Source organism: Serratia sp. CY29653 (assembly GCF_052169255.1).
In the GTDB taxonomy this organism is placed as follows: Bacteria; Pseudomonadota; Gammaproteobacteria; order Enterobacterales; family Enterobacteriaceae; genus Serratia; species Serratia sarumanii.
In genome coordinates this window covers 237,714-260,856 of the sequence record NZ_JBJNLC010000004.1, presented here as the reverse complement: position 1 = coordinate 260,856, position 23,143 = coordinate 237,714, and the positions used below count along the sequence as shown (strand labels likewise).

Sequence of the window (23,143 nt, the reverse complement as noted above, 5' to 3'; positions counted from 1 at the left end):
AGGAAAGTGAAAAAGTTGAGCTTTTTTATGCCGCCAGCAGTTCTTTGGCGTTCGCCAACGTATTGCGGGTGACTTCACTGCCGCCGAGCAGGCGCGCCAGCTCCTGCAGCCGGGCGCGTTTATCCAGCGGCGCCATCTGGGTTTCGGTGACCGTGCCGTCGGTCTGCTTGCTGACGAACAGGTGTTGATGCCCGCATCCGGCCACCTGCGGCAGGTGGGTCACGCACATCACCTGGGTGGATTCGCCGAGCTGGCGCAGCAGGCGGCCGACGATGGCGGCGGTCGGGCCGCTGATACCCACGTCCACCTCATCGAAGATCAGCGCCGGGGTTTCCATCTTGCGGGCGGTGATCACCTGAATCGCCAGCGCGATGCGTGACAGCTCACCGCCGGAGGCGACCTTCGCCAGTGGCTGCAGCGGCTGCCCCGGGTTGGTGGAGACGCAGAACTCGGTGCGGCTGGCCCCTTCGGCGCTCAGATGCTGCGGCTCGAAACGCACGTCGATGTTGAACTTGCCGTGCGGCATGGAGAGCGCCTGCATACTGTCGGTGATGAGCGTGGTCAGCTCGGCGGCGTAATGCAGGCGTTTCTGATGCAGCTGTTCCGCCAGCGCCAGCGCCTGTTGGTGATGCAGGGTGACCGCCTCGTTCAGGTGCTCATGGTCGCTTTCCTGCTGCGACAGCAGCTGCTGTTCATCCAGCAACTGCTGATGCAGCTGCGGCAGCTCTTCCGGCGCAACCTGGTGTTTGCGCGCCAGGCTGATTTGGCGCGACAGGCGCTGTTCCAGCTCGTGCAGGCGGTTGGGATCGAGATCCATGCGATCGGCGTAGTGGCGCAGCTCGTCGCTGGCTTCGCTGATCTGGATAGAGGCCTCTTCCAGCATGTCCAGCAGGCCGCTGAGTTTGTCGTCCAGCCCGGCCAGCTCGAGCAGCAGGTGCTTGGCGCTGTAGAGCTGGCTGAGCATGTTGTTCTCGTCGCTGTCGGCGAGCAGCTGCAGCGTCTGCTGGCTGAGGGTCAGCAGCTGGCCGCTGTTGGCCAGGCGCTTGTACTCGGCGTCGGTCTGTTCGAACTCGCCGGCCTGCGGCGCGAATTCGTTCAGCTCTTTCAATTGGTATTGCAGCAGCTGCTTGCGCGCTTCGCGCTCGATGGACTGCTGCTGATGGTGCGCCAGCTCGCGGCAGCTCTGGTGCCAGCGTTGGTAGGCCTGGCTCATCGCCGCCAGCAGGGCGGGTTCGTCGGCGTAGGCGTCGAGCAGCGCTTTTTGGTGCTCCGGCTTGAGCAGCAGCTGATGGGCGTGTTGGCCGTGGATTTGGATCAGGCGTTGCCCCAGTTCGCGCAGCTGCGACAGCGGCACGGCGGTGCCGTTGATAAAGCCGCGCGAACGGCCGTCGGCATTGATCACCCGGCGCAGCAGGCATTCGTTGCTGTCGTCCAGCTGGTTCTGTTCCAGCCATTCGCGCGCGGACGGGGTGTCCGCCAGCGAGAAGCGGGCGCAGATGTCGGCGCGGGCGGCTCCCAGGCGCACCACGTTGCCGTCGGCGCGGTTGCCGAGGCACAGCCCCAGCGCATCGATGGCGATGGATTTGCCGGCGCCGGTTTCACCGGTGATCGCCGTCATACCCGGTTGAAAATCGATTTCCAACTCACGAACGATAGCAAAGTTGCTGATGGTTAATTGCGCCAGCATGGGAACCTTCCTGTGTATAAACACATAACTGTAGTTTCATACAGTATAAACTGGTTTTATATACAGTAAAGTGGCCGGCACAGATTTTAGAACAATTTTTTCGACCAGCCCAGCTTGGTGCTTAACGTGTTGAAATAGCTATAGTCCTTCGGGTGAATCAGGTTCAGGTGGAAATCGCTGCGGCGGATCAGCACTTCTTCGCCTTCCTGGATCGGCAGCGCGATCTGGCTGTCGCAGCTGATCTCCAGATCGCTGCCGATCTGCGAAAACTTCAGGCGGATGGTGCTGTCGCCGTTGATCACCAGCGGCCGGGCGGAGAGGGTATGCGGGAACATCGGCACCAGCGCGATCGCCTCCAGCGACGGGGTGAGGATCGGTCCGCCGGCGGAGAGCGAGTAGGCGGTGGAGCCGGTCGGCGTGGCGATGATCAGGCCGTCGGAACGCTGCGAGAAGGCGAAGCGATCGTCGATGTACACCTCGAATTCGATCATGTGCGCCACTTTGCCGGGGTGTAGCACTACTTCGTTGATGGCGGTGCTGATGCGGCACTGCTGGTGCTCTTTATGCACGATGGTTTCCAGCAGGAAACGCTGTTCGTCGATGTACTCGCCTTCCAGCACGTCCGCCAGCTGCTGCAGGGCGTTGTCGGGATCGAGATCGGTGAGGAAGCCGAGGTTGCCGCGGTTGACCCCGATCACCTTGATGTCGTAGCGCGCCAGCACGCGCGCGGCGCCGAGCATGTTGCCGTCGCCGCCGACCACCACCGCCAGGTCGGCGCGCTGGCCGATATCCGCCAGGCTGCCGGTCACGGCGTCTTTCAGCCCTAAATCATGGGCGATCTGGCGTTCGACCATCACCGAATAGCCGCGGGCGACCAGCCAGTGGAACAGCATCTCGTGGGTTGCCAGCGCTGAAGGGTGACGCGGGTGGCCAACAATGCCAATACAGGCGAATTTTTTATTCATTTGTTGTGATTTTCCTCACCGGGAGCCGTTTATGCCCCACATTGTGACCGGTTGACTTGAAACCCCGGTTTTGATCCCCATAATAAGCCAAGTTGCGAGATTAATGCTAAAACGCGGAGATATTCATGAGTAGTAAAGAACAGAAGACGCCAAACGAGCAAGTCTCGGAAGAAATGGAACAACACGCTCACCACGAGGATACGCTGCCGGAAGCGGCGGAAGGCGTCGATCTGCGCGATGCGCGTATCGCCGAACTGGAAGCCCAACTGGCGGAAGCTCAGCAGCACGAGCGCGACAGCCTGCTGCGCGCCAAAGCCGAAGCGGAGAACATCCGCCGCCGCGCCGAACTGGACGTCGAGAAAGCGCACAAGTTCGCCCTGGAGAAATTCTCCGGCGATCTGCTGCCGGTGATCGACAACCTGGAGCGCGCGCTGGATCTGGCGGATAAAAACAATCCGGAACTGGCCGCGATGATCGAAGGCATCGAGCTGACGCTGAAATCGCTGCTGGACGTGGTGCGCAAATACGGTATCGAAATCGTCGGCGACGTCAACGTGCCGTTCAACCCGGAAGTGCATCAGGCGATGAGCATGATGGAATCCGCCGATCATCAGCCGAACCACGTGATGATGGTGATGCAGAAAGGCTATACGCTGAACGGCCGCCTGCTGCGTCCGGCGATGGTTGCGGTCTCCAAAGCCAAGGCGTAATCGCCCCGGCAACGGCATAAAGAAAGGCACCCGAGGGTGCCTTTTTTGTCTCTGGACTACGCCTGCGGCAGGCGCGGCATCCAGTCGATCGGCGTGAGCCCTTGTTGCTCCAGCAGCTGATTGGCCTGCGAGAAGTGGCGGCAGCCGAGGAAGCCGCGGTGGGCGGAGAGCGGCGACGGGTGCGGTGCCTTCAGCACATGGTGGCGGTTGCGGTCGATAAAGTTGCCTTTCTTCTGCGCGTGCGAGCCCCACAGCAGGAACACCACGCCTTCGCGGTTCTCGTTCAGGGCGGCGATCACTTTATCGGTAAAGGTTTCCCAGCCCAGGTTGGCGTGCGAGTGCGCGCGGCCGCCTTCCACCGTCAGCACGGTGTTGAGCAGCAGCACCCCCTGTTCGGCCCAGCTTTGCAGGTAGCCGTGATCCGGGCGTTCGAAACCGGGAATATCAGTCGCCAGCTCTTTATACATGTTCACCAGCGACGGCGGCGCCGGCACGCCGGGGCGCACCGAGAAAGAGAGGCCGTGCGCCTGATTGGGGCCGTGGTAGGGATCCTGGCCGAGGATGACGACTTTGACGTCCGCCAGTTCGGTATAGCGGAAAGCGTTGAACACGTCCTTCTGCGGTGGATAAATGGTCTTACCGGCCTGGCGTTCAGCGGCAACAAAGGCGAGCGTTTCAACAAAATAGGGCTGCTCTTTCTCTTTGCCGATCACGTCATGCCAGGTGAGGGAGGTGGCCATAAACGCTCTCCTTTGTTTTCTTTAGCAATTCATGGGCTATAGCTTACCGTGTCGGCTCGCGCAGCGAAACCCGCTTTTCATTTCTTGCCGCTGCGTCTTATGCAATTAATTTTGAAAATTTACAAAAATAATTGGTTTTTGCCGCAGTGGGAAAATTGATATAAAACATAAATTTGCCCCTTCACGCCTTGTGCCTACCCGGTAAAAATTGACTTTAATCAAGGAACTGGCTTGGTCAGGCTGGTATACAGAACAACAAGACAACAATGGTTTTACCAAATGGCCGAAACCAGAATTGGGTTTTCTCACGACGTGAATTTTTACGCCCTTGTACGGAGGCAACATAATGATTACCGGTATTCAAATTACCAAAGCGAACGACCAGGCGCTGGTGAATTCTTTCTGGCTGCTGGACGATGAAAAAGCGGAAGCTCGCTGCGTGTGCGCCAAGGCCAACTACGCGGAAGATCAGGTTGTCGCGGTGAGCGATCTGGGCCAGATCGAATACCGTGAAGTGCCGCTGGAAATGCAGCCGACCGTGCGCGTGGAAGGCGGCCAGCACCTGAACGTCAACGTGCTGCGTCGCGAAACCCTGGAAGACGCGGTCAAGCACCCGGAAAAATACCCGCAGCTGACCATCCGCGTGTCCGGCTATGCGGTGCGCTTCAACTCCCTGACGCCGGAACAGCAGCGCGACGTTATCGCCCGCACCTTTACCGAAAGCCTGTAATTTGCGGCGCAGTCAATCAGGGAGCTTCGGCTCCCTTTTCTGCGTTTGACGGCCGAAAATCGAACGCGGATCACATTCTGCACAAAGATAAGCATTTCTAATACAGAACTCATCCGACCTGCCGATAGCTAAATCAGCACCTATTCAGGTGCTCAATAAAAAGTCTATCGACAAGGAGTCGGCATGAGTATGCCTTTAAGTTTTACCTCTGCAGTATCCCCGGTGGCCGCGATCCCTACACCTCGCGCCGCTGCCGAGACGGCGACGGCGGCGCTGCCCGCGGCAACGCCGGCAAATCCGGCGCCGGTGGCCTCTCCCTCTCAGAACACGCTCAATGCGCAGAATCTGTTGAATACGCTGGTCGGCGATATCTCAGCGGCGGCGCCGACGGCAGCAGCAGCGCCGGGCGTGACGCGGGGGCAGCAATCGCAGGAGGGGGATTATGCATTGGCGCTGTTGGCCAAGGACGTTTATTCACTCAATGGCCAGGGTGCCGCCGGGTTCAACCGCCTGAGCGACAGCGCGCTGCTCGGTTTTGGCATCGATCCCGCCAGCCTGCATGACGCGGGCAGCGGTTTCCAGGCCGGGATTTACAGCAACGACAAGCAGTATGTGCTGGCGTTCGCCGGCACCAACGACTGGCGCGATTGGCTGAGCAACGTGCGGCAGGCGACGGGCTATGATGATGTGCAGTACAATCAGGCGGTTGCCGCCGCCAAAAGCGCCAAGGCGGCCTTCGGCGATGCGCTGGTGATCGCCGGCCATTCGCTCGGCGGCGGTCTGGCGGCCACGGCGGCGCTGGCGACCGGCACCGTCGCGGTCACCTTCAACGCGGCCGGGGTCTCGGATTACACCCTGAATCGCCTGGGTATCGATCCGGCGGCGGCGAAGAAAGATGCCGAAGCCGGCAGCATTCGCCGCTACAGCGAGCAATATGACATGCTGACCAGCACCCAGGAATCGACCTCGCTGATCCCGGACGCCATCGGCCACAACATCACCCTGGCCAACAACGATACCCTGACCGGCATCGATGACTGGCGGCCGAGCAAGCATCTGGATCGCAGCCTGACGGCGCACGGCATCGACAAGGTGATAAGCTCGATGGCGGAACAAAAGCCGTGGGAGGCGAAGGCCAATGCCTGAAGGGCGTCGCTTGCGGTGGGCGCTGGCGATAGCCTTACTGGCGCTGGTCGCGGTGACCGGTTTACTGATGATGGCTAAGGAGCAACAGATGGGGCAGGAGATTTCGCCGTTTGACGGCCACAGCAATCTGGCGCTGGCTCAGGCGGTGGCGCGCGGCGATACGCAGGGCATCCGTGCGCAGGCCACGCAGGATCGTTTGCGCGAGCGGGGCGATCGGCAGGTCACGCTGTTGCAGTGGGCGGTGCTTTCGCAGCAGCCGGATAGCGTGCAGGCGTTGCTGGATCTCGGCGCCGACCCGGCGGCGGCGGGGCTGGACGGCAACAGCGCGCTGCACACCGCGGCGATGTTGCAAGACGCGCAGTACCTGCGGTTGCTGCTGACCGAAGGGGCACCGGTGAACGTGCGCAATGCCGTTACCGGCGCCACGCCGCTCGCGGCGGCGGTGCTGGCCGGGCGCGAAGAGCAGCTGCGGCTGTTGCTGGCGGCCGGGGCGGACACCACCTTGAGCGATCGGCTGGGGGATACCCCGCTGCATCTGGCGGCGAAGATTAACGCACCGCACCTGGCGCTGCTGCTGCTGCAGGCCGGGGCCGATGCCCGGGCGCGCAACCAGCAGGGCTTTGCGTTCCAGTTTTATTTCTCGCAAACGCCGGCGCATTTGCAGAATGACGAGCTGAAGGCGCAGTTCCGCGAACTGGATAAATGGCTGCAGGGGCACCGCCTGGCCACGCACTACGCGCAGCCGTAAACGCCCATAAAAAAACCGCCTGTAAAGGCGGTTTTTTCTTAGGCAGCGATGGTTATTCCGCGTCGCCGGCCGGTTTGGCCTTCGCCTGACGGCGTTTGCCGACGTTTTTGGCGTCGCGATGGCGCACTTTCACCTTGGCCTTTTCTTTGTTCTTCGCTTTATCTTCCGCGCGTTTGGCCAGCACTTTCTTCGACGGCTTGCCGTTGCTCTTCTCGTTCGGCACCTTGGTTTTTGGCCGCAGTTCGTCGATCACGCGCGCTTTCAGCGGCTCGTTCAGGTAACGGCCCACTTTGCCCAGCAGCAGATGGTCGTGCGCTTCCACCAGCGAAATGGCGGTGCCTTTGCGCCCGGCGCGGCCGGTACGGCCGATGCGGTGCAGGTAGGTGTCCGCCGTGCGCGGCATGTCGAAGTTGAACACGTGGGTGATATCGAGGATATCCAGACCGCGCGCGGCAACGTCGGTGGCGACCAGCACGTTAACCCGGCCATCCATCATGCGTTTGACCGCTTCGTTGCGTTTGGCCTGCACCATTTCGCCTTCGAGATAGCAGGTGTTGATGCCCGCTTCGCGCAGCCAGGTGGCCAGCTCGTGCACGCGTTCGCGTTTGCGCACGAAGATCACCGATTTCTGCACGTCCTGCTGCTTCAGCAGGTGGATCAGCAGCGCGGTTTTGTGCTGCACGTCATCGGCGCGGTAGTACCACTGCAGGATCTTTTTGCGTTCGCGGCGCGACGGATCGGCTTCCACTTCCACCGGCTCTTTCAGGATGCGCTCGGCGAATTCGCGAATTGCTTCGCCTTCCAGCGTGGCGGAGAACAGCAGCGTCTGGTTGCGCCAGCGGGTTTCGGCGGAGATGGTTTCGATGTCCTGCGCGAAGCCCATGTCGAGCATGCGGTCGGCTTCGTCGAGGATCAGGGTTTCCACCGCGCGGCAGTCGAAGTTCTCTTCTTTAATGTATTGCAGCAAACGGCCGGTGGTGGCGACCACCACGTCCTGATTTTCGCTGAACACTTCCGCGTGGTTCATGTAAGCGACGCCGCCGGTGATGGTGGCGATATCCAACGAGGTATGAGCAGCCAATTCACGCGCCTGATCGGCGACCTGCATCGCCAGTTCACGCGTTGGCGTCAGGATCAGCACGCGCGGCGGGCCGGATTTCTTGCGCGGGAAGTCCAGCAGGTGCTGCAAAACGGGCAGCAGGAAGGCGGCGGTTTTGCCGGTGCCGGTCGGAGCCGAACCTAAGACGTCGCGCCCGTCCATCGCCGGCGGGATCGCAGCGGCCTGAATGGCGGTGGGGCGATCGTAGCCTTTGTCGCGCAGCGCGTCGATCAGGCGATCATCGAGTTCGAGTTCGGAAAAAGTGGTTGCTGTCATGGTCTACCTCTACTTGGGGCGCCGATTATAGACGGGTTGGCCGCGATCTTCACCTATTTAAGCGGAAAGCCGCTCTTTTCCCGCCGATCAGATTGCCTTATGCTACGCCAGTTTTATAGCCAGGTGGTGAGTGTGAGCAAGCGATCGAAAGCCGATTTTACCCCGCGCCGCGGGGGTTTTACCTTTAAACAATTCTTTGTCGCCCACGATCGTTGCGCCATGAAAGTGGGCACCGACGGGGTGCTGCTCGGCGCCTGGGCGCCGCTGGGGCAGGCGCGCCGGGTGCTGGACATCGGCAGCGGCAGCGGGCTGATCGCGCTGATGCTGGCGCAGCGCAGCGGCGACGAAGTGACCATTGACGCGGTGGAGCTGGACGAAGCCGCCGCCGGCCAGGCGCGCGAAAACGCGGCGGCATCGCCGTGGCCGCAGCGCATCCGCGTGCATGCGCAGGATATTCACCATTATGCGCAGCGGCATGCCGCTGAGTATGATCTGATCGTCAGCAATCCGCCGTATTTCGAGCCGGCGGTGGCCTGCCGCGACCAGGCGCGCCACAACGCGCGCTACACCGAAACCCTGACGCACGAGGCGCTGTTGGCCTGTGCGGCGCAGCTGCTGACGGAACAGGGGACGTTCTGCGTGGTGCTGCCGCACGATATCGGCGCCGAATTCGAACGCCTGGCGCAGCAAAGCGGCTGGCACACGGCGGCGAAAGTGAACGTCAGCGATCGGGCCGATACGCCGCTGCACCGGGTGCTGCTGGCGCTGACGCGGCGGGAAACGCCGCTGCAGGCGCAGGCGCTGGCGATCAAGCAGGCCGACGGCAGCTACACCGACGATTTCCGCCGGTTGATCGCTGACTTCTACCTGTTCTACTGAAAAGAAAAGGGCACCGATTAGGCGCCCTGTCGCAGCGTTTAAGGCTGCAATATGGTCGGCAGCGCTTCCGGCAGTAAATCCGGGTAGTCCAGCGTGTAGTGCAGGCCGCGGCTCTCTTTGCGCGCCATGGCGCTGCGCACGATAAGCTCTGCCACCTGCACCAGATTGCGCAGCTCCAGCAGGTTGTTGGAGATGCGGAAGTGAGCGTAGTACTCGTCGATTTCCGCCTGCAGGGTGTTGATGCGGCGCAGGGCGCGCTCCAGCCGCTTGGTGGTGCGCACGATGCCGACGTAATCCCACATGAACAGCCGCAGCTCGTGCCAGTTATGCTGAATCACCACCCGTTCGTCCGCATCGTCCACCCGGCTTTCATCCCAGTGCGGCAGTTGTTTGGCCTGCTGAATGAACGGCAGGCGCTGCAGAATGTCTTCCGCCGCCGACCAACCGTACACCAGGCACTCCAGCAGCGAATTCGACGCCATGCGGTTGGCGCCGTGCAGGCCGGTATAGCTGACCTCGCCGATGGCGTACAGCCCGTCGAGATCGGTGCGGCCGTGCTGATCGACCATCACGCCGCCGCAGGTGTAGTGAGCCGCCGGGACGATCGGGATCGGCTGCCGGGTCAGATCGAAGCCCAGCGTCAGCAGCTTCTCGTGGATCATCGGGAAGTGCTGGGTGATGAACTCCGCCGGCTTGTGGCTGATGTCCAGGTACATGCAGTCGGCGCCCAGGCGCTTCATTTCATGGTCGATGGCGCGGGCGACGATATCGCGTGGGGCCAGTTCGCCGCGCGGGTCGAAATCCGGCATAAAGCGGCTGCCGTCCGGGCGCTTCAGGTAAGCCCCTTCGCCGCGCAGCGCTTCGGTTAGCAGGAAGTTGCGCGCCTGCGGATGGAACAGGCAGGTCGGGTGGAACTGGTTGAACTCCAGGTTGGCGACCCGGCAGCCGGCGCGCCAGGCCATGGCGATGCCGTCGCCGGAGGAGATGTCCGGGTTGGTGGTGTATTGGTATACCTTGGCCGCGCCGCCGGTCGCCAGCACCACCGTTTTGGCGCGGTAGGTTTCCACCCGCTCCAACTCGCGGTTCCAGACGTACGCGCCCACCACTCGGCGGGTGCCCGGCAGGCCGATTTTGTTCGAGGTGATAAGGTCAACCGCGTTGCGGCGCTCCATCACGCAAATATTGGGGTGAGCGCTTGCTTTCCCCACCAGCGTGGTCTCTACTTCCTTACCGGTCGCGTCCGCGGCGTGCAGGATGCGGCGATGGCTGTGGCCGCCTTCGCGCGTGAGGTGATAATGCTCTTCGCCCTGCGCGTTGACCTCGGTATCGAACAGCACGCCCTGATCGATCAGCCACTGCACGCAGTGGCGCGCGTTGCCGGCGATGAATTCGACGGCCTCTTTGTCGCACAGGCCGGCGCCGGCAATCAAAGTGTCATCAACGTGTGAGGCAATGCTGTCCGTCTCATCGAACACCGCGGCGATCCCGCCCTGGGCGTAAAAGGTGGCCCCCTCGCTGAGCGGCCCCTTGCTGAGAACGGTAACCTTGCAATGCTGCGCCAGGCGCAGCGCCAGTGACAGGCCCGCAGCGCCGCTGCCGACGATCAGTACATCGCTTACATGTTCAGATGATGGTTGCATAACGTATGATGTGTGCAGAAGAAGAGTGAATTTCATGTTAGCCTAACTGTCCGGGCAAAAGCCACGGATAGGGTGACATCAACAGAAAAAACAATGGCGATATGGAACTTCGTGTTCTATATGAACTCCAAGCGAGTGCTTGCTCAGGAAAATAATGTATGGCTGGCAGTACAATTTTACGCGTGGAGACGGATTTGGGGAGAGTTTACCTCGGATGAGCGAGCAGTTAACGGATCAAGTTCTGGTCGAGCGGGTCCAAAAGGGCGATCAGAAATCGTTTAACCTACTGGTAGTGCGCTATCAGCATAAGGTGGCGAGTCTCGTTTCCCGCTATGTGCCGCAGGGCGATGTGCCCGATGTGGTGCAGGAGTCGTTTATCAAGGCCTATCGCGCACTGGAATCGTTCCGTGGCGACAGCGCTTTTTATACCTGGTTGTATCGAATCGCCGTGAACACGGCAAAGAATTATCTGGTTGCTCAGGGGCGCCGTCCGCCATCCAGTGATGTGGACGCCAACGATGCGGAAAATTACGAAAGTGCGGGCGCACTGAAAGAAATTTCGAACCCTGAGAACTTAATGTTGTCAGAAGAGCTGAGACAGATAGTTTTCCGTACCATTGAGTCGCTCCCCGAGGATCTTCGCATGGCGATTACCCTGCGGGAGTTGGATGGTCTAAGCTACGAAGAGATAGCCGCCATCATGGATTGCCCGGTCGGAACCGTACGTTCGCGTATTTTCCGCGCCCGGGAAGCTATCGATAATAAAGTTCAACCGCTGATCCAGCGTTAGCAATGGCGGGCACAGGAAGGGTACTTAGGCATGCAGAAAGAAAAGCTTTCCGCTCTGATGGATGGTGAATCGTTCGACAGCGAGCTGTTGAGTTCTCTGTCGCAAGATCGAACGCTTCAACAAAGCTGGCAGAGCTATCACCTGATACGTGACACACTGCGAGGTGATGTCGGGCAAGTGATGCATCTCGACATCGCCGATCGCGTAGCCGCTGCACTTGAGAAAGAACCCGCCCGGCTGGTGCCTTCCGCCGTTCAGGAATCTCAGCCGCAGCCTCACACCTGGCAGAAAATGCCGTTCTGGGACAAAGTGCGTCCCTGGGCGAGCCAGATTACGCAAATCGGTATGGCGGCCTGCGTGTCGCTGGCGGTGATCGTCGGCGTGCAGCAGTACAACCAGCCTTCTGCGCCATCGAATGCGTCCGAATCGCCGGCCTTCACCACGCTGCCGATCATGGGGCAGGCCTCGCCGGTCAGCCTGGGCGTCCCGGCCGACAGTTTCTCCACCGGCAGCGGCCAACAGCAGCAGGTGCAGGAACAGCGCAAGCGTATCAACGCCATGCTGCAGGACTATGAACTGCAACGTCGCCTGCATTCGGATCAGCTGCAGCTTGAGCAAGGCAACCCGCAACAGGCCGCCATTCAGGTTCCCGGAACTCAGTCTTTAGGAATGCAACAGCAGTAATGAAGCAAATCTGGTTCTCCGTTTGTTTATTGACGGGCAGCCTGCTCTATTCCAGCATCGCCCCGGCGCAGCCAACTGCGTCCGGGGCGTTATTGCAACAGATGAGCAGCGCCAGCCGTTCTCTCAATTACGAGCTCGCCTACATCAGCATCAGCAAGCAGGGAATCGAGTCGTTGCGCTATCGCCATGCGGTGATCGGCAACGTGCCGCTCGGCCAGCTGCTGCATATGGACGGCCCGCGCCGCGAAGTGTTGCAGCGCGGCGGCGGGATCAGCTACTTCGAGCCCGGCCTGGAGCCGTTCACGCTCACCGGCGATCACATCGTCGATGCGCTGCCGGCGATCGTCTATGCCGATTTCACCCGCTTGGCCAAGTACTACGACTTTATCTCCGTGGGCAGCACCCGCATCGCCGATCGGCCGTGTGAAGTGCTGCGCGTGGTGGCGCGCGACGGTTCCCGCTACAGCTATATCGTCTGGATGGACGAGGACACCAAGCTGCCGCTGCGGGTGGATCTGCTCGACCGCGACGGCGAAACGCTGGAGCAATATCGGGTGATCTCCTTCGCGGTCGGCGCCGACGTGCAGGGCGCGATGCAGGGGCTGCTCAAAGCCAACCTGCCGCCGCTGCTGTCGCTGCCGGCGGTGGAAAACGTCAAGCTCAGCTGGAGCACCGGCTGGCTGCCGGCCGGGGTGGACGAGGTGGCGCGCAATCGCCGCAAATTGCCGAACGTCGCCGTGCCGGTTGAATCCCGGCTCTACAGCGACGGCCTGTTCAGCTTCTCGGTCAACGTCAGCCCGGCGGGCAGCGGAGCCGGGCAGCAATACTACCGTCAGGGGCGCCGCACCATTCAGACCGAAGTGCGCGCGGGCAACGAAATCACTATCGTGGGCGAATTGCCGCCGGCTACGGCCAAGCGCATCGCCGACAGCATTTCTTTCAAGGTATCGCCGCAATGATGAAGGAGTGGGCCACGGTGGTTTCGTGGCAACAGGGCGTAGCGCTGCTGCGCTGTGAACCCAAGGCCGGCTGCGGCAGCTGCACCGCGCGTTCCGGCTGCGGCGCGCGTGCGCTGAACGAGCTGGTGCCGGAAACCGAGCATCAGCTGCAGGTGCATATCGATCAGCCGCTCGAACCGGGGCAGCGCGTCGAAGTCGGCATTGCGGAAGGCAGCCTGCTGCGCTCCGCCATGCTGGTTTACCTGACGCCGCTGCTGGGCATGATGCTGGGCGGCACGTTGCTGCAATATTGTTTCGGCAGCGACGCCTCGGCGGCCGTCGGCGCCGTACTGGGCGGCGCGGCGGCCTTTATGCTGGCGCGCCGGTTGGCCCGGCGTCTGGGTGAGCAGGCCGATTACCAGCCGGTGGTGCTGCAGATTGGGTTGCCGCCTACCGCGATGCGCATGCAGGCGGAAAATTCCCCGCTGATTTAAACCGACGGCCGCGTCATCGCCGGGTTGTGATAGGCGGGGATGCGGTTGTGGATCATATGCTCCAGCAGCGCGATGAACAGATCGGCGCTGAGCAGCGAATCGTAGTTAATCGCGAACAGCACATTTCCCTGGCCGTCGAGCAAGCGGATGCCGCGCTGCGGATGATTTTCCACCGCGCGGATCTGCTCGATCGGTACGTTGCCCCGCTCAGTGGTCAGCAGGGTGGCGCTCAGCCGCAGCGTTTCGGTCGGCGTGCCTTGCCGCTTGCCGAGCAGCAGTTGCCACAGCCAGCGCGCATCGCCCTCAACGGTGTGAAACGACACCGTCTCCCCCTGATAGAGCGCATTCAACGCCAGCGGCCCGCGCTGCTGCAGCTGTTGGTCGACGATCACGTCCGCCAGCCGCCACGAATGGGCGACATTGCTGAAAACCGTACACCAGGGCTGATCCGCGCCGGCGCGGAACGCCGTGACGTCAAACAGCCCGCCAAAAGCCTGGCCGCCGCGAAAGCGATAGATATCGCCGATCTTCTCAAACGGGATGAAGCGCTCTTTGTGATGGTGGGCGTCAAAGACCCGCACGCCGTGCTCGTACAGGCGATAGGTCAGCGTCGGACGCAGATAATGCCGCAGCGCCAGCAGCGTACAGCCGAGTAAAACCGTGCCCGCGCCGGCCTGCAACAGCGTGATGACTTCGCTCTCATCAATGCTGCTCAGCAGCGGCAGCACCAACAGCGCGGCTCCCACGCTAAACAGCAGCGCCGCCGCCGCCAGAATGCCCCAGTTGACCTTCGAAAAATCGTGCCGGCTCAGCATTTGCCCTTTATCGATCATATGCACCTTCCAATCAACGTACGCAGATATGCTGCTGAACCCCGGTGGGCTGCCGATGTAGTGCCCGGAATAATGTTTTGTCGCGGAGTTCATGCCCTTTCTATCCGAGGGGCGGTGGTGGCGTATATGGGGTTTTTCCTAAAGGCAGAGGGGCGAAATAGAATTCTAAGAGGTTGATCCAAATATTCTTTTCTTATAATTTCGGAGAGGGTTTATTGCGCTGCGGCCGGTTATGTATTAGCGCCGGAGTTTGACGGCCACGGAGCACCTGCAAGCCTTGGGTTCAGGCCGTATCGTCCGCGTTAACATCTGTTTTCACCCGCCGGGGCGCCCTGTAACATTTAGCGGCGCATAATAGAATGCCTTCACTGCACCGATCGCTAGGTTTTCAGTGGTGTGGCATGTAGAATGCAGCGATTCAGGTGCAAGACGGCCTAACCCATTCACTGTCGCTTTAGGTCCATGCGGGTTTCTATAGGCGAGTAATTCAGAAATACCAAGGCAGAAAAACTTTTATAATGAAGCATATACGAAATTTCTCCATTATTGCCCATATTGACCACGGTAAGTCGACGCTGTCTGACCGCATTATCCAAATCTGCGGCGGCTTGTCTGACCGTGAAATGGCCGCGCAGGTGCTCGATTCCATGGATCTGGAACGCGAGCGCGGCATCACCATCAAAGCGCAGAGCGTGACGCTGGATTATAAGGCGCTGGATGGGCAGACCTATCAACTCAACTTTATCGACACCCCCGGCCACGTTGACTTCTCCTATGAAGTTTCCCGCTCGCTGGCGGCCTGCGAAGGCGCGCTGCTGGTGGTGGACGCCGGTCAGGGCGTCGAAGCCCAGACGCTGGCCAACTGCTACACCGCGATCGAAATGGATCTGGAAGTGGTGCCGGTGCTGAACAAAATCGACCTGCCGGCCGCCGATCCGGATCGCGCCGCGCAGGAAATTGAAGACATCGTCGGCATCGACGCCACCGATGCGGTGCGCTGCTCGGCCAAAACCGGCGTCGGCGTGCCCGAGGTGCTGGAGCGCCTGGTGCGCGACATCCCGCCTCCGCAGGGCGATCCTGATGCGCCGCTGCAGGCGCTGATCATCGACTCCTGGTTCGATAACTACCTGGGCGTCGTGTCTCTGGTGCGCGTCAAGAACGGCACGCTGCGCAAGGGCGACAAGATCAAGGTCATGAGCACCGGCCAGGTGTACAACGCCGACCGCCTGGGCATCTTCACGCCGAAGCAGGTCGATCGCGACGTGCTGAACTGCGGCGAAGTGGGCTGGCTGGTCTGTGCGATCAAAGACATCCTCGGCGCGCCGGTGGGCGATACCCTGACGCAGGCGCGTCAGCCGGCGGATAAAGCGCTGCCGGGCTTCAAGAAAGTGAAGCCGCAGGTGTACGCCGGTCTGTTCCCGATCAGCTCCGACGATTATGAGTCCTTCCGCGATGCGCTGGGCAAGCTGAGCCTCAACGACGCCTCCCTGTTCTACGAGCCGGAAAGCTCCACCGCGCTGGGCTTCGGCTTCCGCTGCGGCTTCCTCGGCCTGCTGCACATGGAGATCATTCAGGAGCGTCTGGAGCGTGAATACGATCTGGATCTGATCACCACCGCGCCGACGGTCGTCTACGAAGTGGAAACCACCGGCAAAGAAGTGATCTACGTCGACAGCCCGTCCAAGCTGCCGCCGTTGAACAACATCCAGGAACTGCGCGAGCCGATCGCCGAATGTCACATGCTGATGCCGCAGGAATACCTGGGTAACGTCATCACCCTGTGTGTCGAGAAGCGCGGCGTGCAGACCAACATGGTCTACCACGGCAACCAGGTGGCGTTGACCTATGAAATCCCGATGGCGGAAGTGGTGCTCGACTTCTTCGACCGCCTGAAGTCCACGTCGCGCGGTTATGCGTCGCTGGATTACAACTTCAAGCGCTTCCAGGCTTCCGACATGGTGCGCGTGGACGTGCTGATCAACAACGAGCGCGTGGATGCGCTGGCCCTGATCACTCACCGCGACAACTCGCAGTATCGCGGCCGTGAGTTGGTGGAGAAGATGAAAGATCTGATCCCGCGTCAGCAGTTCGACATCGCGATTCAGGCGGCGATCGGCACACACATCATCGCGCGTTCCACCGTGAAGCAGCTGCGTAAAAACGTGCTGGCGAAATGCTACGGCGGTGACGTCAGCCGTAAGAAAAAGCTGCTGCAGAAACAGAAAGACGGTAAGAAACGCATGAAGCAGGTCGGCAACGTCGAACTGCCGCAGGAAGCGTTCCTGGCCATTCTGCACGTCGGTAAAGACGGCAAGTAACCGCGACGAGTTCGCGAAACGAGGGAGTTTGCATGGCGAATATGTTTGCCCTGATCCTGGCGTTGGCCACCCTGGTCACCGGGATCATCTGGTGCTTCGAGCGCTTCAAATGGGCGCCGGCCCGCCGCGCGAAGATCGCGGCGGTCAACGCACAGACCGCGGGCGCCGTAGACGATAAAACGCTGGCGAAAGTGGCGAAGCAGCCAGGCTGGGTGGAGACCGGCGCATCGGTGTTCCCGGTGCTGCTGTTGGTCTTTGTGGTGCGTTCGTTTATTTACGAACCGTTCCAGATCCCGTCCGGCTCAATGATGCCGACGCTGTTGATTGGCGATTTCATTCTGGTGGAGAAATATGCCTACGGCATTAAAGATCCGATTACCCAGACCACGCTCATTGAAACCGGCCATCCGAAGCGCGGCGATATTGCGGTATTTAAATATCCGCTGGATCCGAAACTGGATTATATCAAGCGCGTGATCGGCCTGCCGGGCGACCGTATTACTTACGATCCGGTGAATAAGCGCGTTACCGTGCAGCCGTCCTGCAACAGTGGGCAGTCCTGCGATACCGCGCTGGCGGTGACCTACGCCGACGCGCAGCCGAGCGACTTCGTGCAGCTGTTCAGCCGCAGCGGCATGGGCGAGGCCAGCAACGGCTTCTACCAGATCCCGCTGAGCGATAACGTGCCGCCGGGCGGCATTCGCATGCGCGAGCGCCAGGAAAGCCTCGGCAACGTCACGCATCGCATCCTGACCGTGCCGGACGCGCAGGATCGGGTGGGCGCTTACTACCAACAGCCGGGCAAACCGCTGGCGGAGTGGGTGGTGCCGGCCGGGCACTACTTCATGATGGGCGACAACCGCGACAACAGCGCGGACAGCCGTTACTGGGGCTTTGTGCCGGAGAAGAATCTGGTGGGTAAAGCCACGGCCATCTGGATGAGCTTTGAAAAGCAGGAAGGTGAGTGGCCTACCGGCGTGCGTTTCAGCCGGATCGGCGGCATTCATTAATCGCTGACTGATTCCCTGTTAATTTCACGCCGCAGCCTACTGCGGCGTGAAAGATTAAGGGGATATAAAACACAGCATTATGTTTCCACTCGTTGTAGAATACTTTCTCGAGCGATAAAAAGTTGGCCCCTGCTGGGAGCCACTGCAAACGAAACAGCTTTGGATCGGCTTTCGGCGAAGCAGGCCTGTTCCGTATGCTGCAAGTTTTTGACGCATTCTTGATCTATTGGTAACTCATGAACCCCATCGTAATAAACAGGCTGCAGCGGAAGCTGGGCTACACTTTTCAACAGCAGGAGCTTTTACTGCAGGCTTTGACTCACCGCAGCGCCAGCAGTAAACACAATGAACGTCTTGAGTTTCTGGGTGACTCGATTCTGAGCTTTGTCATCGCCAATGCGCTCTATCACCGCTTTCCTCGCGTAGACGAGGGCGATATGAGCCGCATGCGCGCTACGCTGGTGCGCGGCAACACGCTGGCGGAGATGGCGCGCGAGTTTGACCTGGGCGAATGTCTGCGGCTTGGGCCGGGCGAATTGAAAAGTGGTGGGTTCCGCCGCGAGTCAATCCTGGCGGATACGGTGGAGGCATTGATCGGCGGCGTGTTCCTGGACAGCGACATCCAGACCGTCGAGCGCCTGATTTTGGACTGGTATCGCAGCCGGTTGGACGAAATCAGCCCCGGTGATAAGCAGAAAGACCCGAAAACCCGTTTGCAGGAATTTTTGCAGGGGCGTCATCTGCCGTTGCCTTCTTATTTGGTGGTGCAGGTTCGCGGTGAAGCGCACGACCAAGAGTTTACCATCCACTGCCAGGTGAGTGGTTTGAGCGAGCCCGTGGTGGGCACCGGCTCGAGCCGCCGTAAAGCCGAGCAGGCGGCAGCGGAACAAGCGCTGAAAAAGCTGGAGCTTGAATGAGCGAAGTAAAACAACACTGCGGGTTTATCGCCATCGTCGGCCGCCCGAACGTGGGCAAATCGACGTTGCTGAACCAACTGCTGGGGCAGAAGGTTTCCATTACGTCGCGTAAGCCGCAGACGACCCGTCACCGCATCATGGGCATCGACACCGATGGCGCCTATCAGGCGATCTACGTCGACACCCCAGGGCTGCACATCGAAGAAAAACGCGCCATCAACCGCTTGATGAACCGCGCGGCCAGCAGCTCGATCGGCGACGTCGAACTGGTGATCTTCGTGGTCGAAGGCACCAACTGGACCGCCGACGACGAAATGGTGGTCAACAAGCTGCGCAGCCTGCGCTGCCCGGTATTGCTGGCGATCAACAAGGTCGATAACGTCACCGACAAATCCAAGCTGTTGCCGCACATCGCGTTCCTCAGCCAGCAGATGAACTTCCTCGACGTGGTGCCTATCTCCGCCGAAAAAGGCATGAACGTCGACACCATCGCCGGCATCGTGCGCAAGCTGCTGCCGGAAGCGGAACACCACTTCCCTGAAGACTACATCACCGATCGCTCACAGCGCTTTATGGCCTCCGAGATCATCCGCGAGAAGCTGATGCGTTTCCTGGGCGAAGAGCTGCCGTACTCGGTGACGGTAGAAATCGAACAGTTCGTGGCCAACGATCGCGGCGGCTACGATGTGCACGGCCTGATCCTGGTCGAGCGCGAAGGCCAGAAGAAAATGGTCATCGGCAACAAGGGCGCCAAGATCAAAACCATCGGCATCGAAGCGCGCCAGGACATGGAACAGATGTTCGACGCCAAAGTGCATCTCGAGCTGTGGGTGAAAGTGAAATCCGGTTGGGCGGACGACGAACGTGCGCTGCGCAGCCTGGGCTATGTTGACGATCTGAAGTAACGATCCGTGGACGGCTGGGAGCGCGCTTTCGTCCTGCATGGGCGGCCGTACAGTGAAACCAGTCTGATGCTGGATCTGTTTACCGAAGGTCATGGGCGGGTGCGCTTGCTGGCGAAAGGCGCGCGCAGCCGCCGCTCTAATCTGAAGGGCTGTCTGCAGCCCTTTACCCCCCTGTTAGTGCGCTGGGGCGGCCGCGGCGAAGTGAAAACGCTGCGCAACGCCGAAGCGGTCTCCCTCGGTTTACCCCTCAGCGGTATGATGCTGTACAGCGGCCTGTACGTGAACGAACTGCTGGCGCGCGTGCTCGAGCAGGAAACCAACTACTCGGTGCTGTTCTTCGACTATCTGCAATGCCTGCAGGCGCTGGCGGCGGAAGACAGCTCGCCGGAGCAGGCGCTGCGCCAGTTCGAGCTGGCCTTGCTGCACCACCTGGGTTACGGCCTCGATTTCCTGCACTGCGCCGGCAGCGGCCTGCCGGTGGATGACGCCATGACCTACCGCTACCGCGAAGAGAAAGGCTTTATCGCCAGCCTGGTGGTGGATCACTACAGCTTCACCGGGCGCGAACTGCGCGCGCTGGCGGAGCGGCAGTTTCCCGATGCCGAGACGCTGCGCGCCGCCAAGCGTTTCACCCGTATGGCGCTGAAACCCTATCTAGGCGGCAAGCCGTTGAAGAGCCGCGAACTGTTCCGCCAGTTCGTGCGCAAACAGCCGAATACGCCGGTCGACGACGCCTGACCTTTTCCCCTTTTGCCGCCTTGCGCCCGCGTGTAAACTGCTGGCACTGAAAATCGTATTTAGAGGTTGTCATGGCTGATTTGCTGCTGGGCGTCAATATCGATCACATCGCCACGTTACGTAACGCGCGCGGAACCCAATACCCGGATCCGGTTCAGGCGGCATTCATTGCCGAACAGGCGGGAGCCGACGGCATTACCGTGCATCTGCGCGAAGACCGCCGCCACATCACCGACCGCGACGTGCGCCTGCTGCGCCAGACCATCCAGACGCGCATGAATCTGGAGATGGCGGTGACCGACGAGATGCTGGACATCGCCATTGAGCTGAAGCCGCATTTCTGCTGCCTGGTGCCGGAGAAGCGCGAAGAAGTGACCACCGAAGGCGGCCTGGACGTCGCCGGCCAGCTGGACAAAATGAGCGTGGCGGTCGAGCGCCTGGCGCAGGCGGGCATTCTGGTCTCGCTGTTCATCGATCCCGATCATCGCCAGATCGACGCGGCGGTGGCGGTGGGCGCACCCTATATCGAAATCCACACCGGCGCCTACGCCGAAGCGCAGGGCGAGTTGGCGGTACAGGCCGAGCTGCGCCGCATCGCGGTAGCCGCCGCCTACGCGGCCGAGAAAGGGCTGAAGGTCAACGCCGGCCACGGCCTGACCTACCACAACGTGCAGCCGATCGCCGCGCTGCCGGAGATGCACGAGCTGAACATCGGCCATGCGATTATCGGCCAGGCGGTGATGAGCGGGCTGCCGGCCGCGGTTGCCGACATGAAAGTGCTGATGCGGGAAGCGCGCCGGTAATGGCGGTGCTCGGGCTGGGAACCGACATCGTTGAGATGGCGCGTATCGAAGCGGTGGTGGAGCGCAGCGGCGATCGCCTGGCGCGCCGCGTGCTGAGTGACGCCGAGTGGGCGCTGTATCAGCAGCACCAGCAGCCGATTCGCTTTCTGGCCAAACGTTTCGCGGTGAAAGAGGCCGCCGCCAAGGCGTTCGGCACCGGCATTCGCAACGGCCTGGCGTTCAATCAGTTCGAAGTGTTCAACGATGCGCTGGGCAAGCCGAATATTCGTTTGCACGGCCGCGCCGCCGAGCTGGCCGGGGAGATGGGGGTCACCGCGATCCACGTTTCGCTGGCCGACGAACGGCGCTACGCCTGCGCGACGGTGATCGTCGAAAGCTGAAAATAGCAAGGGCGCCTGTGGCGCCCTTGTCAGTCCTGCGGCAAATTAAATGCGATCGGCGTGGTACAGCACCACGAACTTGTCCCACAGCTGTTCGTTGGTCTCGCGATGCTGCGGATCGGTGATGATGGTGTTGTCGATCGGGCAAACCTGCTGGCAGGTCGGCGTATCATAATGGCCGATGCACTCGGTGCAGCGATCGGTATCGATCTGATAAATCTCATCGCCCATCGAAATCGCCTGGTTCGGGCATTCCGGCTCGCACATATCGCAGTTGATGCACCGCTTTGTTATTAATAATGCCATATCAATCACTTACGAGTTTAATCTATTTAAATCATGCATTTATAGGCTTTGGTTATTGCGCACGATTCCGCACTATGTGTGTATTTATACAGTATTTGAAGCATTGAAAACCCATGTTCAGCAACACAGAATGGCAACACATGCTTTTTTAGCCCCCAGATTTAACCTCATGTGTGAGCTTAGTGTTGGTGGCCTCTGATACAAGGAAATATCAATGCCGCGCACTGTAACACAGATGCAGTATATCCCCAAAAATGATGAGTTCTTGGCTGGAGCGATGCTGATTACTACTGGTGATGCCGAGGAGAAATGCGAATTCTGGTTATTTTTGCTGTATAAGGTTGCTTTTTGCGACTAAATGTCGCATTATCTTCAGCGGTCCTCAGGACGAAAACCCGAAAACCCGAAAACCCGAAAACCCGAAAACCCGAAAACCCGAAAACCCGAAAACCCGAAAACCCGAAAACCCGAAAAATCGAAATCCGAAATCCGAAATCCGAAATCCGAAATCCGAAATCCGAAATCCGAAATCCGAAATCCGAAATCCGAAAATCCGAAAACCCGAACCCGAGGATATAAAATGGCAACCAGCATCCGCTTAGACGATGACTTTGTAAGCGATGTTAAGGTTTACGCTGACGCCTCCAGCAGGAGCATACCGAAGCAGATTGAGCACTGGGCTAGAATCGGCCGTATAGCCGAAGATAACCCTGATTTGCCATTCAGTTTCATCAGCGAAGCCTTGCTTGCACAAAGTGAAATCAAGAACAACAAGGTAACTCGCTATGTCAGAAGAACAGCAAGAAAACGAGGTTGATGTTTATCAGAGCCGCCGCTTTGAGAAAGCTCTTGATAAACTGCCTGAAGCGTTGCAAGAAATCGTTGAAGATGAAGTCGATGCGATAATTGCAAATCCTGAGATTGGTGAATTAAAGAAGGGAGATTTATCATTCCTTCGTGTCCACAAATTTCAGCTTAACAATCGCTTAACCCTTCTGGGTTACAGTTGGGTGGAAGATAAATTGGAGCTCTACCTACTTAGTGTGGGGTCTCATGAAAACTTCTACCAAGACCAAAAGACCCACCGAAAAGCTGATTTGAAGCTAATCGGGTGATGACTTCAAAGCCTCGGATAACCTCCGGGGCTTTTTTATTTCCAGATTAATGTTTGTGAAGTGGGCGGCGGAGAGGGTGAGATAACACCTCGTCCGCCAGGTGCTCATGTCAAAGGTCATTGCATCCCTTTGGTTGCGCTAAGAACTGTTGTTTGAAGGATGATACAGAGGTCATTTAAACCAATGGATTGCAATACGAGGTTTATTTAGCTATCGTGAGCACATTCGGTTTTGGGAATGAAGAGGCGGCTCCCAAAAGTAAACCGCCAAGTTGGTAACTTCGTCGCATCGA

Annotated in this window: 26 protein-coding genes; 19 read left to right on the top strand and 7 right to left on the bottom strand. The window is 59.8% G+C overall.

The window, feature by feature from the left end; all coding sequences use genetic code 11:
* Nucleotides 1-25: 25 nt before the first annotated feature.
* Together recN and nadK are read right to left on the bottom strand one after the other, a co-directional pair.
* Nucleotides 26-1,687, bottom strand: coding sequence for a DNA repair protein RecN (gene recN, locus ACJ8HN_RS19440; RefSeq protein WP_038870807.1), 1,662 nt, complete (start codon nt 1,685-1,687; stop codon nt 26-28).
* An 86-nt stretch (nt 1,688-1,773) separates the two neighbouring features.
* On the bottom strand, nt 1,774-2,652 hold the full coding sequence (gene nadK / locus ACJ8HN_RS19435; protein WP_019452304.1) for an NAD(+) kinase: 879 nt from the start codon (nt 2,650-2,652) through the stop codon (nt 1,774-1,776).
* Nucleotides 2,653-2,777: 125 nt separating this feature from the next.
* On the opposite strand from nadK, the gene grpE reads away from it, so the two are divergent.
* Nucleotides 2,778-3,362, top strand: a complete 585-nt coding sequence (grpE, locus tag ACJ8HN_RS19430; RefSeq protein WP_025159545.1) for a nucleotide exchange factor GrpE — start codon at nt 2,778-2,780, stop codon at nt 3,360-3,362.
* 56 nt (nt 3,363-3,418) lie between these two features.
* Here grpE and ung read toward each other — a convergent pair whose 3' ends face one another.
* Nucleotides 3,419-4,102, bottom strand: a complete 684-nt coding sequence (ung, locus tag ACJ8HN_RS19425; protein WP_033635636.1) for a uracil-DNA glycosylase — start codon at nt 4,100-4,102, stop codon at nt 3,419-3,421.
* Between the two features lie 346 nt (nt 4,103-4,448).
* On the opposite strand from ung, the gene grcA reads away from it, so the two are divergent.
* From grcA to ACJ8HN_RS19410, 3 genes are all read left to right on the top strand, one after another.
* Nucleotides 4,449-4,832 carry an autonomous glycyl radical cofactor GrcA gene (grcA, locus tag ACJ8HN_RS19420; protein ID WP_004929114.1) on the top strand — a complete coding sequence of 128 codons (384 nt, stop codon included), beginning with the start codon at nt 4,449-4,451 and terminating at the stop codon, nt 4,830-4,832.
* Between the two features lie 183 nt (nt 4,833-5,015).
* A complete protein-coding gene (locus ACJ8HN_RS19415; protein WP_033648946.1) occupies nt 5,016-5,978 on the top strand; it encodes a DUF2974 domain-containing protein in 963 nt (320 codons plus the stop codon).
* Complete coding sequence (locus ACJ8HN_RS19410; protein WP_308332030.1) at nt 5,971-6,726, top strand: ankyrin repeat domain-containing protein; 756 nt, start codon at nt 5,971-5,973, stop codon at nt 6,724-6,726. Before ACJ8HN_RS19415 ends, ACJ8HN_RS19410 begins: the two co-directional genes overlap by 8 nt.
* Before the next feature lie 52 nt (nt 6,727-6,778).
* Here the strand turns inward: ACJ8HN_RS19410 and srmB are convergent, their stop codons facing one another.
* Complete coding sequence (gene srmB / locus ACJ8HN_RS19405; protein WP_103773043.1) at nt 6,779-8,101, bottom strand: ATP-dependent RNA helicase SrmB; 1,323 nt, start codon at nt 8,099-8,101, stop codon at nt 6,779-6,781.
* 99 nt (nt 8,102-8,200) lie between these two features.
* Between srmB and trmN the strand changes: the two genes are divergently transcribed.
* On the top strand, nt 8,201-8,980 hold the full coding sequence (gene trmN, locus ACJ8HN_RS19400) for a tRNA(1)(Val) (adenine(37)-N(6))-methyltransferase TrmN (RefSeq protein WP_033635632.1): 780 nt from the start codon (nt 8,201-8,203) through the stop codon (nt 8,978-8,980).
* Nucleotides 8,981-9,018: 38 nt separating this feature from the next.
* Here the strand turns inward: trmN and nadB are convergent, their stop codons facing one another.
* Entirely contained in the window at nt 9,019-10,620 is a 1,602-nt protein-coding gene (gene nadB / locus ACJ8HN_RS19395) for an L-aspartate oxidase (RefSeq protein WP_170310565.1), read from the bottom strand.
* Between the two features lie 214 nt (nt 10,621-10,834).
* Between nadB and rpoE the strand changes: the two genes are divergently transcribed.
* From rpoE to rseC, 4 genes are read left to right on the top strand one after another with little or no spacing between them, the layout of a single operon-like run.
* On the top strand, nt 10,835-11,410 hold the full coding sequence (rpoE, locus tag ACJ8HN_RS19390) for an RNA polymerase sigma factor RpoE (protein WP_004929136.1): 576 nt from the start codon (nt 10,835-10,837) through the stop codon (nt 11,408-11,410).
* A gap of 30 nt (nt 11,411-11,440) precedes the next feature.
* Complete coding sequence (rseA, locus tag ACJ8HN_RS19385) at nt 11,441-12,094, top strand: anti-sigma-E factor RseA (protein ID WP_016929795.1); 654 nt, start codon at nt 11,441-11,443, stop codon at nt 12,092-12,094.
* Nucleotides 12,094-13,053: a sigma-E factor regulatory protein RseB gene (rseB, locus tag ACJ8HN_RS19380; RefSeq protein ID WP_033635628.1), complete on the top strand. Its 960-nt coding sequence runs from the start codon at nt 12,094-12,096 to the stop codon at nt 13,051-13,053. Before rseA ends, rseB begins: the two co-directional genes overlap by 1 nt.
* Nucleotides 13,050-13,526: a SoxR-reducing system protein RseC gene (gene rseC / locus ACJ8HN_RS19375; RefSeq protein WP_033635627.1), complete on the top strand. Its 477-nt coding sequence runs from the start codon at nt 13,050-13,052 to the stop codon at nt 13,524-13,526. Before rseB ends, rseC begins: the two co-directional genes overlap by 4 nt.
* Here rseC and ACJ8HN_RS19370 read toward each other — a convergent pair.
* Nucleotides 13,523-14,359: a hypothetical protein gene (locus tag ACJ8HN_RS19370; protein ID WP_442523827.1), complete on the bottom strand. Its 837-nt coding sequence runs from the start codon at nt 14,357-14,359 to the stop codon at nt 13,523-13,525. The genes rseC and ACJ8HN_RS19370 overlap by 4 nt on opposite strands.
* A gap of 518 nt (nt 14,360-14,877) precedes the next feature.
* Here ACJ8HN_RS19370 and lepA point away from each other — a divergent pair.
* The 7 genes from lepA to acpS all read left to right on the top strand — a co-directional run bounded on the left by lepA (nt 14,878) and on the right by acpS (nt 21,430).
* Nucleotides 14,878-16,677, top strand: coding sequence for a translation elongation factor 4 (gene lepA, locus ACJ8HN_RS19365; protein WP_033635625.1), 1,800 nt, complete (start codon nt 14,878-14,880; stop codon nt 16,675-16,677).
* 32 nt (nt 16,678-16,709) lie between these two features.
* Entirely contained in the window at nt 16,710-17,687 is a 978-nt protein-coding gene (gene lepB, locus ACJ8HN_RS19360) for a signal peptidase I (RefSeq protein ID WP_033635624.1), read from the top strand.
* Nucleotides 17,688-17,923: 236 nt separating this feature from the next.
* A complete protein-coding gene (gene rnc, locus ACJ8HN_RS19355; RefSeq protein ID WP_004929158.1) occupies nt 17,924-18,604 on the top strand; it encodes a ribonuclease III in 681 nt (226 codons plus the stop codon).
* Nucleotides 18,601-19,509: a GTPase Era gene (gene era, locus ACJ8HN_RS19350; RefSeq protein ID WP_004929162.1), complete on the top strand. Its 909-nt coding sequence runs from the start codon at nt 18,601-18,603 to the stop codon at nt 19,507-19,509. Before rnc ends, era begins: the two co-directional genes overlap by 4 nt.
* Nucleotides 19,510-19,515: 6 nt before the next feature.
* Complete coding sequence (gene recO / locus ACJ8HN_RS19345) at nt 19,516-20,247, top strand: DNA repair protein RecO (RefSeq protein ID WP_004929165.1); 732 nt, start codon at nt 19,516-19,518, stop codon at nt 20,245-20,247.
* Between the two features lie 71 nt (nt 20,248-20,318).
* Nucleotides 20,319-21,050 carry a pyridoxine 5'-phosphate synthase gene (gene pdxJ / locus ACJ8HN_RS19340; RefSeq protein ID WP_025303943.1) on the top strand — a complete coding sequence of 244 codons (732 nt, stop codon included), beginning with the start codon at nt 20,319-20,321 and terminating at the stop codon, nt 21,048-21,050.
* Complete coding sequence (gene acpS, locus ACJ8HN_RS19335; protein ID WP_004929169.1) at nt 21,050-21,430, top strand: holo-ACP synthase; 381 nt, start codon at nt 21,050-21,052, stop codon at nt 21,428-21,430. The genes pdxJ and acpS overlap by 1 nt, the downstream gene beginning before the upstream one ends.
* A gap of 45 nt (nt 21,431-21,475) precedes the next feature.
* Here acpS and ACJ8HN_RS19330 read toward each other — a convergent pair whose 3' ends face one another.
* Entirely contained in the window at nt 21,476-21,736 is a 261-nt protein-coding gene (locus tag ACJ8HN_RS19330) for a YfhL family 4Fe-4S dicluster ferredoxin (protein WP_442523826.1), read from the bottom strand.
* Between the two features lie 214 nt (nt 21,737-21,950).
* On the opposite strand from ACJ8HN_RS19330, the gene ACJ8HN_RS19325 reads away from it, so the two are divergent.
* The 3 genes from ACJ8HN_RS19325 (at nt 21,951) to ACJ8HN_RS19315 (ending at nt 22,851) form a co-directional block, all read left to right on the top strand.
* Entirely contained in the window at nt 21,951-22,094 is a 144-nt protein-coding gene (locus ACJ8HN_RS19325) for a hypothetical protein (RefSeq protein ID WP_154640987.1), read from the top strand.
* 222 nt (nt 22,095-22,316) lie between these two features.
* Complete coding sequence (locus ACJ8HN_RS19320) at nt 22,317-22,553, top strand: ParD-like family protein (RefSeq protein ID WP_072271223.1); 237 nt, start codon at nt 22,317-22,319, stop codon at nt 22,551-22,553.
* The gene (locus tag ACJ8HN_RS19315; protein WP_060439387.1) at nt 22,522-22,851 is read left to right on the top strand and encodes a type II toxin-antitoxin system RelE/ParE family toxin; all 330 of its coding nucleotides are present in this window, start codon (nt 22,522-22,524) and stop codon (nt 22,849-22,851) included. The genes ACJ8HN_RS19320 and ACJ8HN_RS19315 overlap by 32 nt, the downstream gene beginning before the upstream one ends.
* Nucleotides 22,852-23,143: the final 292 nt, after the last annotated feature.

Coding starts and splice junctions, on each gene's coding strand:
- ACJ8HN_RS19320 (WP_072271223.1), top strand. CDS start 22,317: ATGGCAACCAGCATCCGCTTAGACGATGACTTTGTAAGCGATGTTAAG.
- lepA (WP_033635625.1), top strand. CDS start 14,878: ATGAAGCATATACGAAATTTCTCCATTATTGCCCATATTGACCACGGT.
- rpoE (WP_004929136.1), top strand. CDS start 10,835: ATGAGCGAGCAGTTAACGGATCAAGTTCTGGTCGAGCGGGTCCAAAAG.
- ACJ8HN_RS19410 (WP_308332030.1), top strand. CDS start 5,971: ATGCCTGAAGGGCGTCGCTTGCGGTGGGCGCTGGCGATAGCCTTACTG.
- lepB (WP_033635624.1), top strand. CDS start 16,710: ATGGCGAATATGTTTGCCCTGATCCTGGCGTTGGCCACCCTGGTCACC.
- ACJ8HN_RS19330 (WP_442523826.1), bottom strand. CDS start 21,736: ATGGCATTATTAATAACAAAGCGGTGCATCAACTGCGATATGTGCGAG.
- trmN (WP_033635632.1), top strand. CDS start 8,201: ATGCTACGCCAGTTTTATAGCCAGGTGGTGAGTGTGAGCAAGCGATCG.
- grcA (WP_004929114.1), top strand. CDS start 4,449: ATGATTACCGGTATTCAAATTACCAAAGCGAACGACCAGGCGCTGGTG.
- nadK (WP_019452304.1), bottom strand. CDS start 2,652: ATGAATAAAAAATTCGCCTGTATTGGCATTGTTGGCCACCCGCGTCAC.
- srmB (WP_103773043.1), bottom strand. CDS start 8,101: ATGACAGCAACCACTTTTTCCGAACTCGAACTCGATGATCGCCTGATC.
- rseC (WP_033635627.1), top strand. CDS start 13,050: ATGATGAAGGAGTGGGCCACGGTGGTTTCGTGGCAACAGGGCGTAGCG.
- recN (WP_038870807.1), bottom strand. CDS start 1,687: ATGCTGGCGCAATTAACCATCAGCAACTTTGCTATCGTTCGTGAGTTG.
- ACJ8HN_RS19325 (WP_154640987.1), top strand. CDS start 21,951: ATGCCGCGCACTGTAACACAGATGCAGTATATCCCCAAAAATGATGAG.
- rseA (WP_016929795.1), top strand. CDS start 11,441: ATGCAGAAAGAAAAGCTTTCCGCTCTGATGGATGGTGAATCGTTCGAC.
- nadB (WP_170310565.1), bottom strand. CDS start 10,620: ATGCAACCATCATCTGAACATGTAAGCGATGTACTGATCGTCGGCAGC.
- rnc (WP_004929158.1), top strand. CDS start 17,924: ATGAACCCCATCGTAATAAACAGGCTGCAGCGGAAGCTGGGCTACACT.
- ung (WP_033635636.1), bottom strand. CDS start 4,102: ATGGCCACCTCCCTCACCTGGCATGACGTGATCGGCAAAGAGAAAGAG.
- ACJ8HN_RS19415 (WP_033648946.1), top strand. CDS start 5,016: ATGAGTATGCCTTTAAGTTTTACCTCTGCAGTATCCCCGGTGGCCGCG.
- era (WP_004929162.1), top strand. CDS start 18,601: ATGAGCGAAGTAAAACAACACTGCGGGTTTATCGCCATCGTCGGCCGC.
- rseB (WP_033635628.1), top strand. CDS start 12,094: ATGAAGCAAATCTGGTTCTCCGTTTGTTTATTGACGGGCAGCCTGCTC.
- ACJ8HN_RS19315 (WP_060439387.1), top strand. CDS start 22,522: ATGTCAGAAGAACAGCAAGAAAACGAGGTTGATGTTTATCAGAGCCGC.
- pdxJ (WP_025303943.1), top strand. CDS start 20,319: ATGGCTGATTTGCTGCTGGGCGTCAATATCGATCACATCGCCACGTTA.
- acpS (WP_004929169.1), top strand. CDS start 21,050: ATGGCGGTGCTCGGGCTGGGAACCGACATCGTTGAGATGGCGCGTATC.
- ACJ8HN_RS19370 (WP_442523827.1), bottom strand. CDS start 14,359: ATGATCGATAAAGGGCAAATGCTGAGCCGGCACGATTTTTCGAAGGTC.
- grpE (WP_025159545.1), top strand. CDS start 2,778: ATGAGTAGTAAAGAACAGAAGACGCCAAACGAGCAAGTCTCGGAAGAA.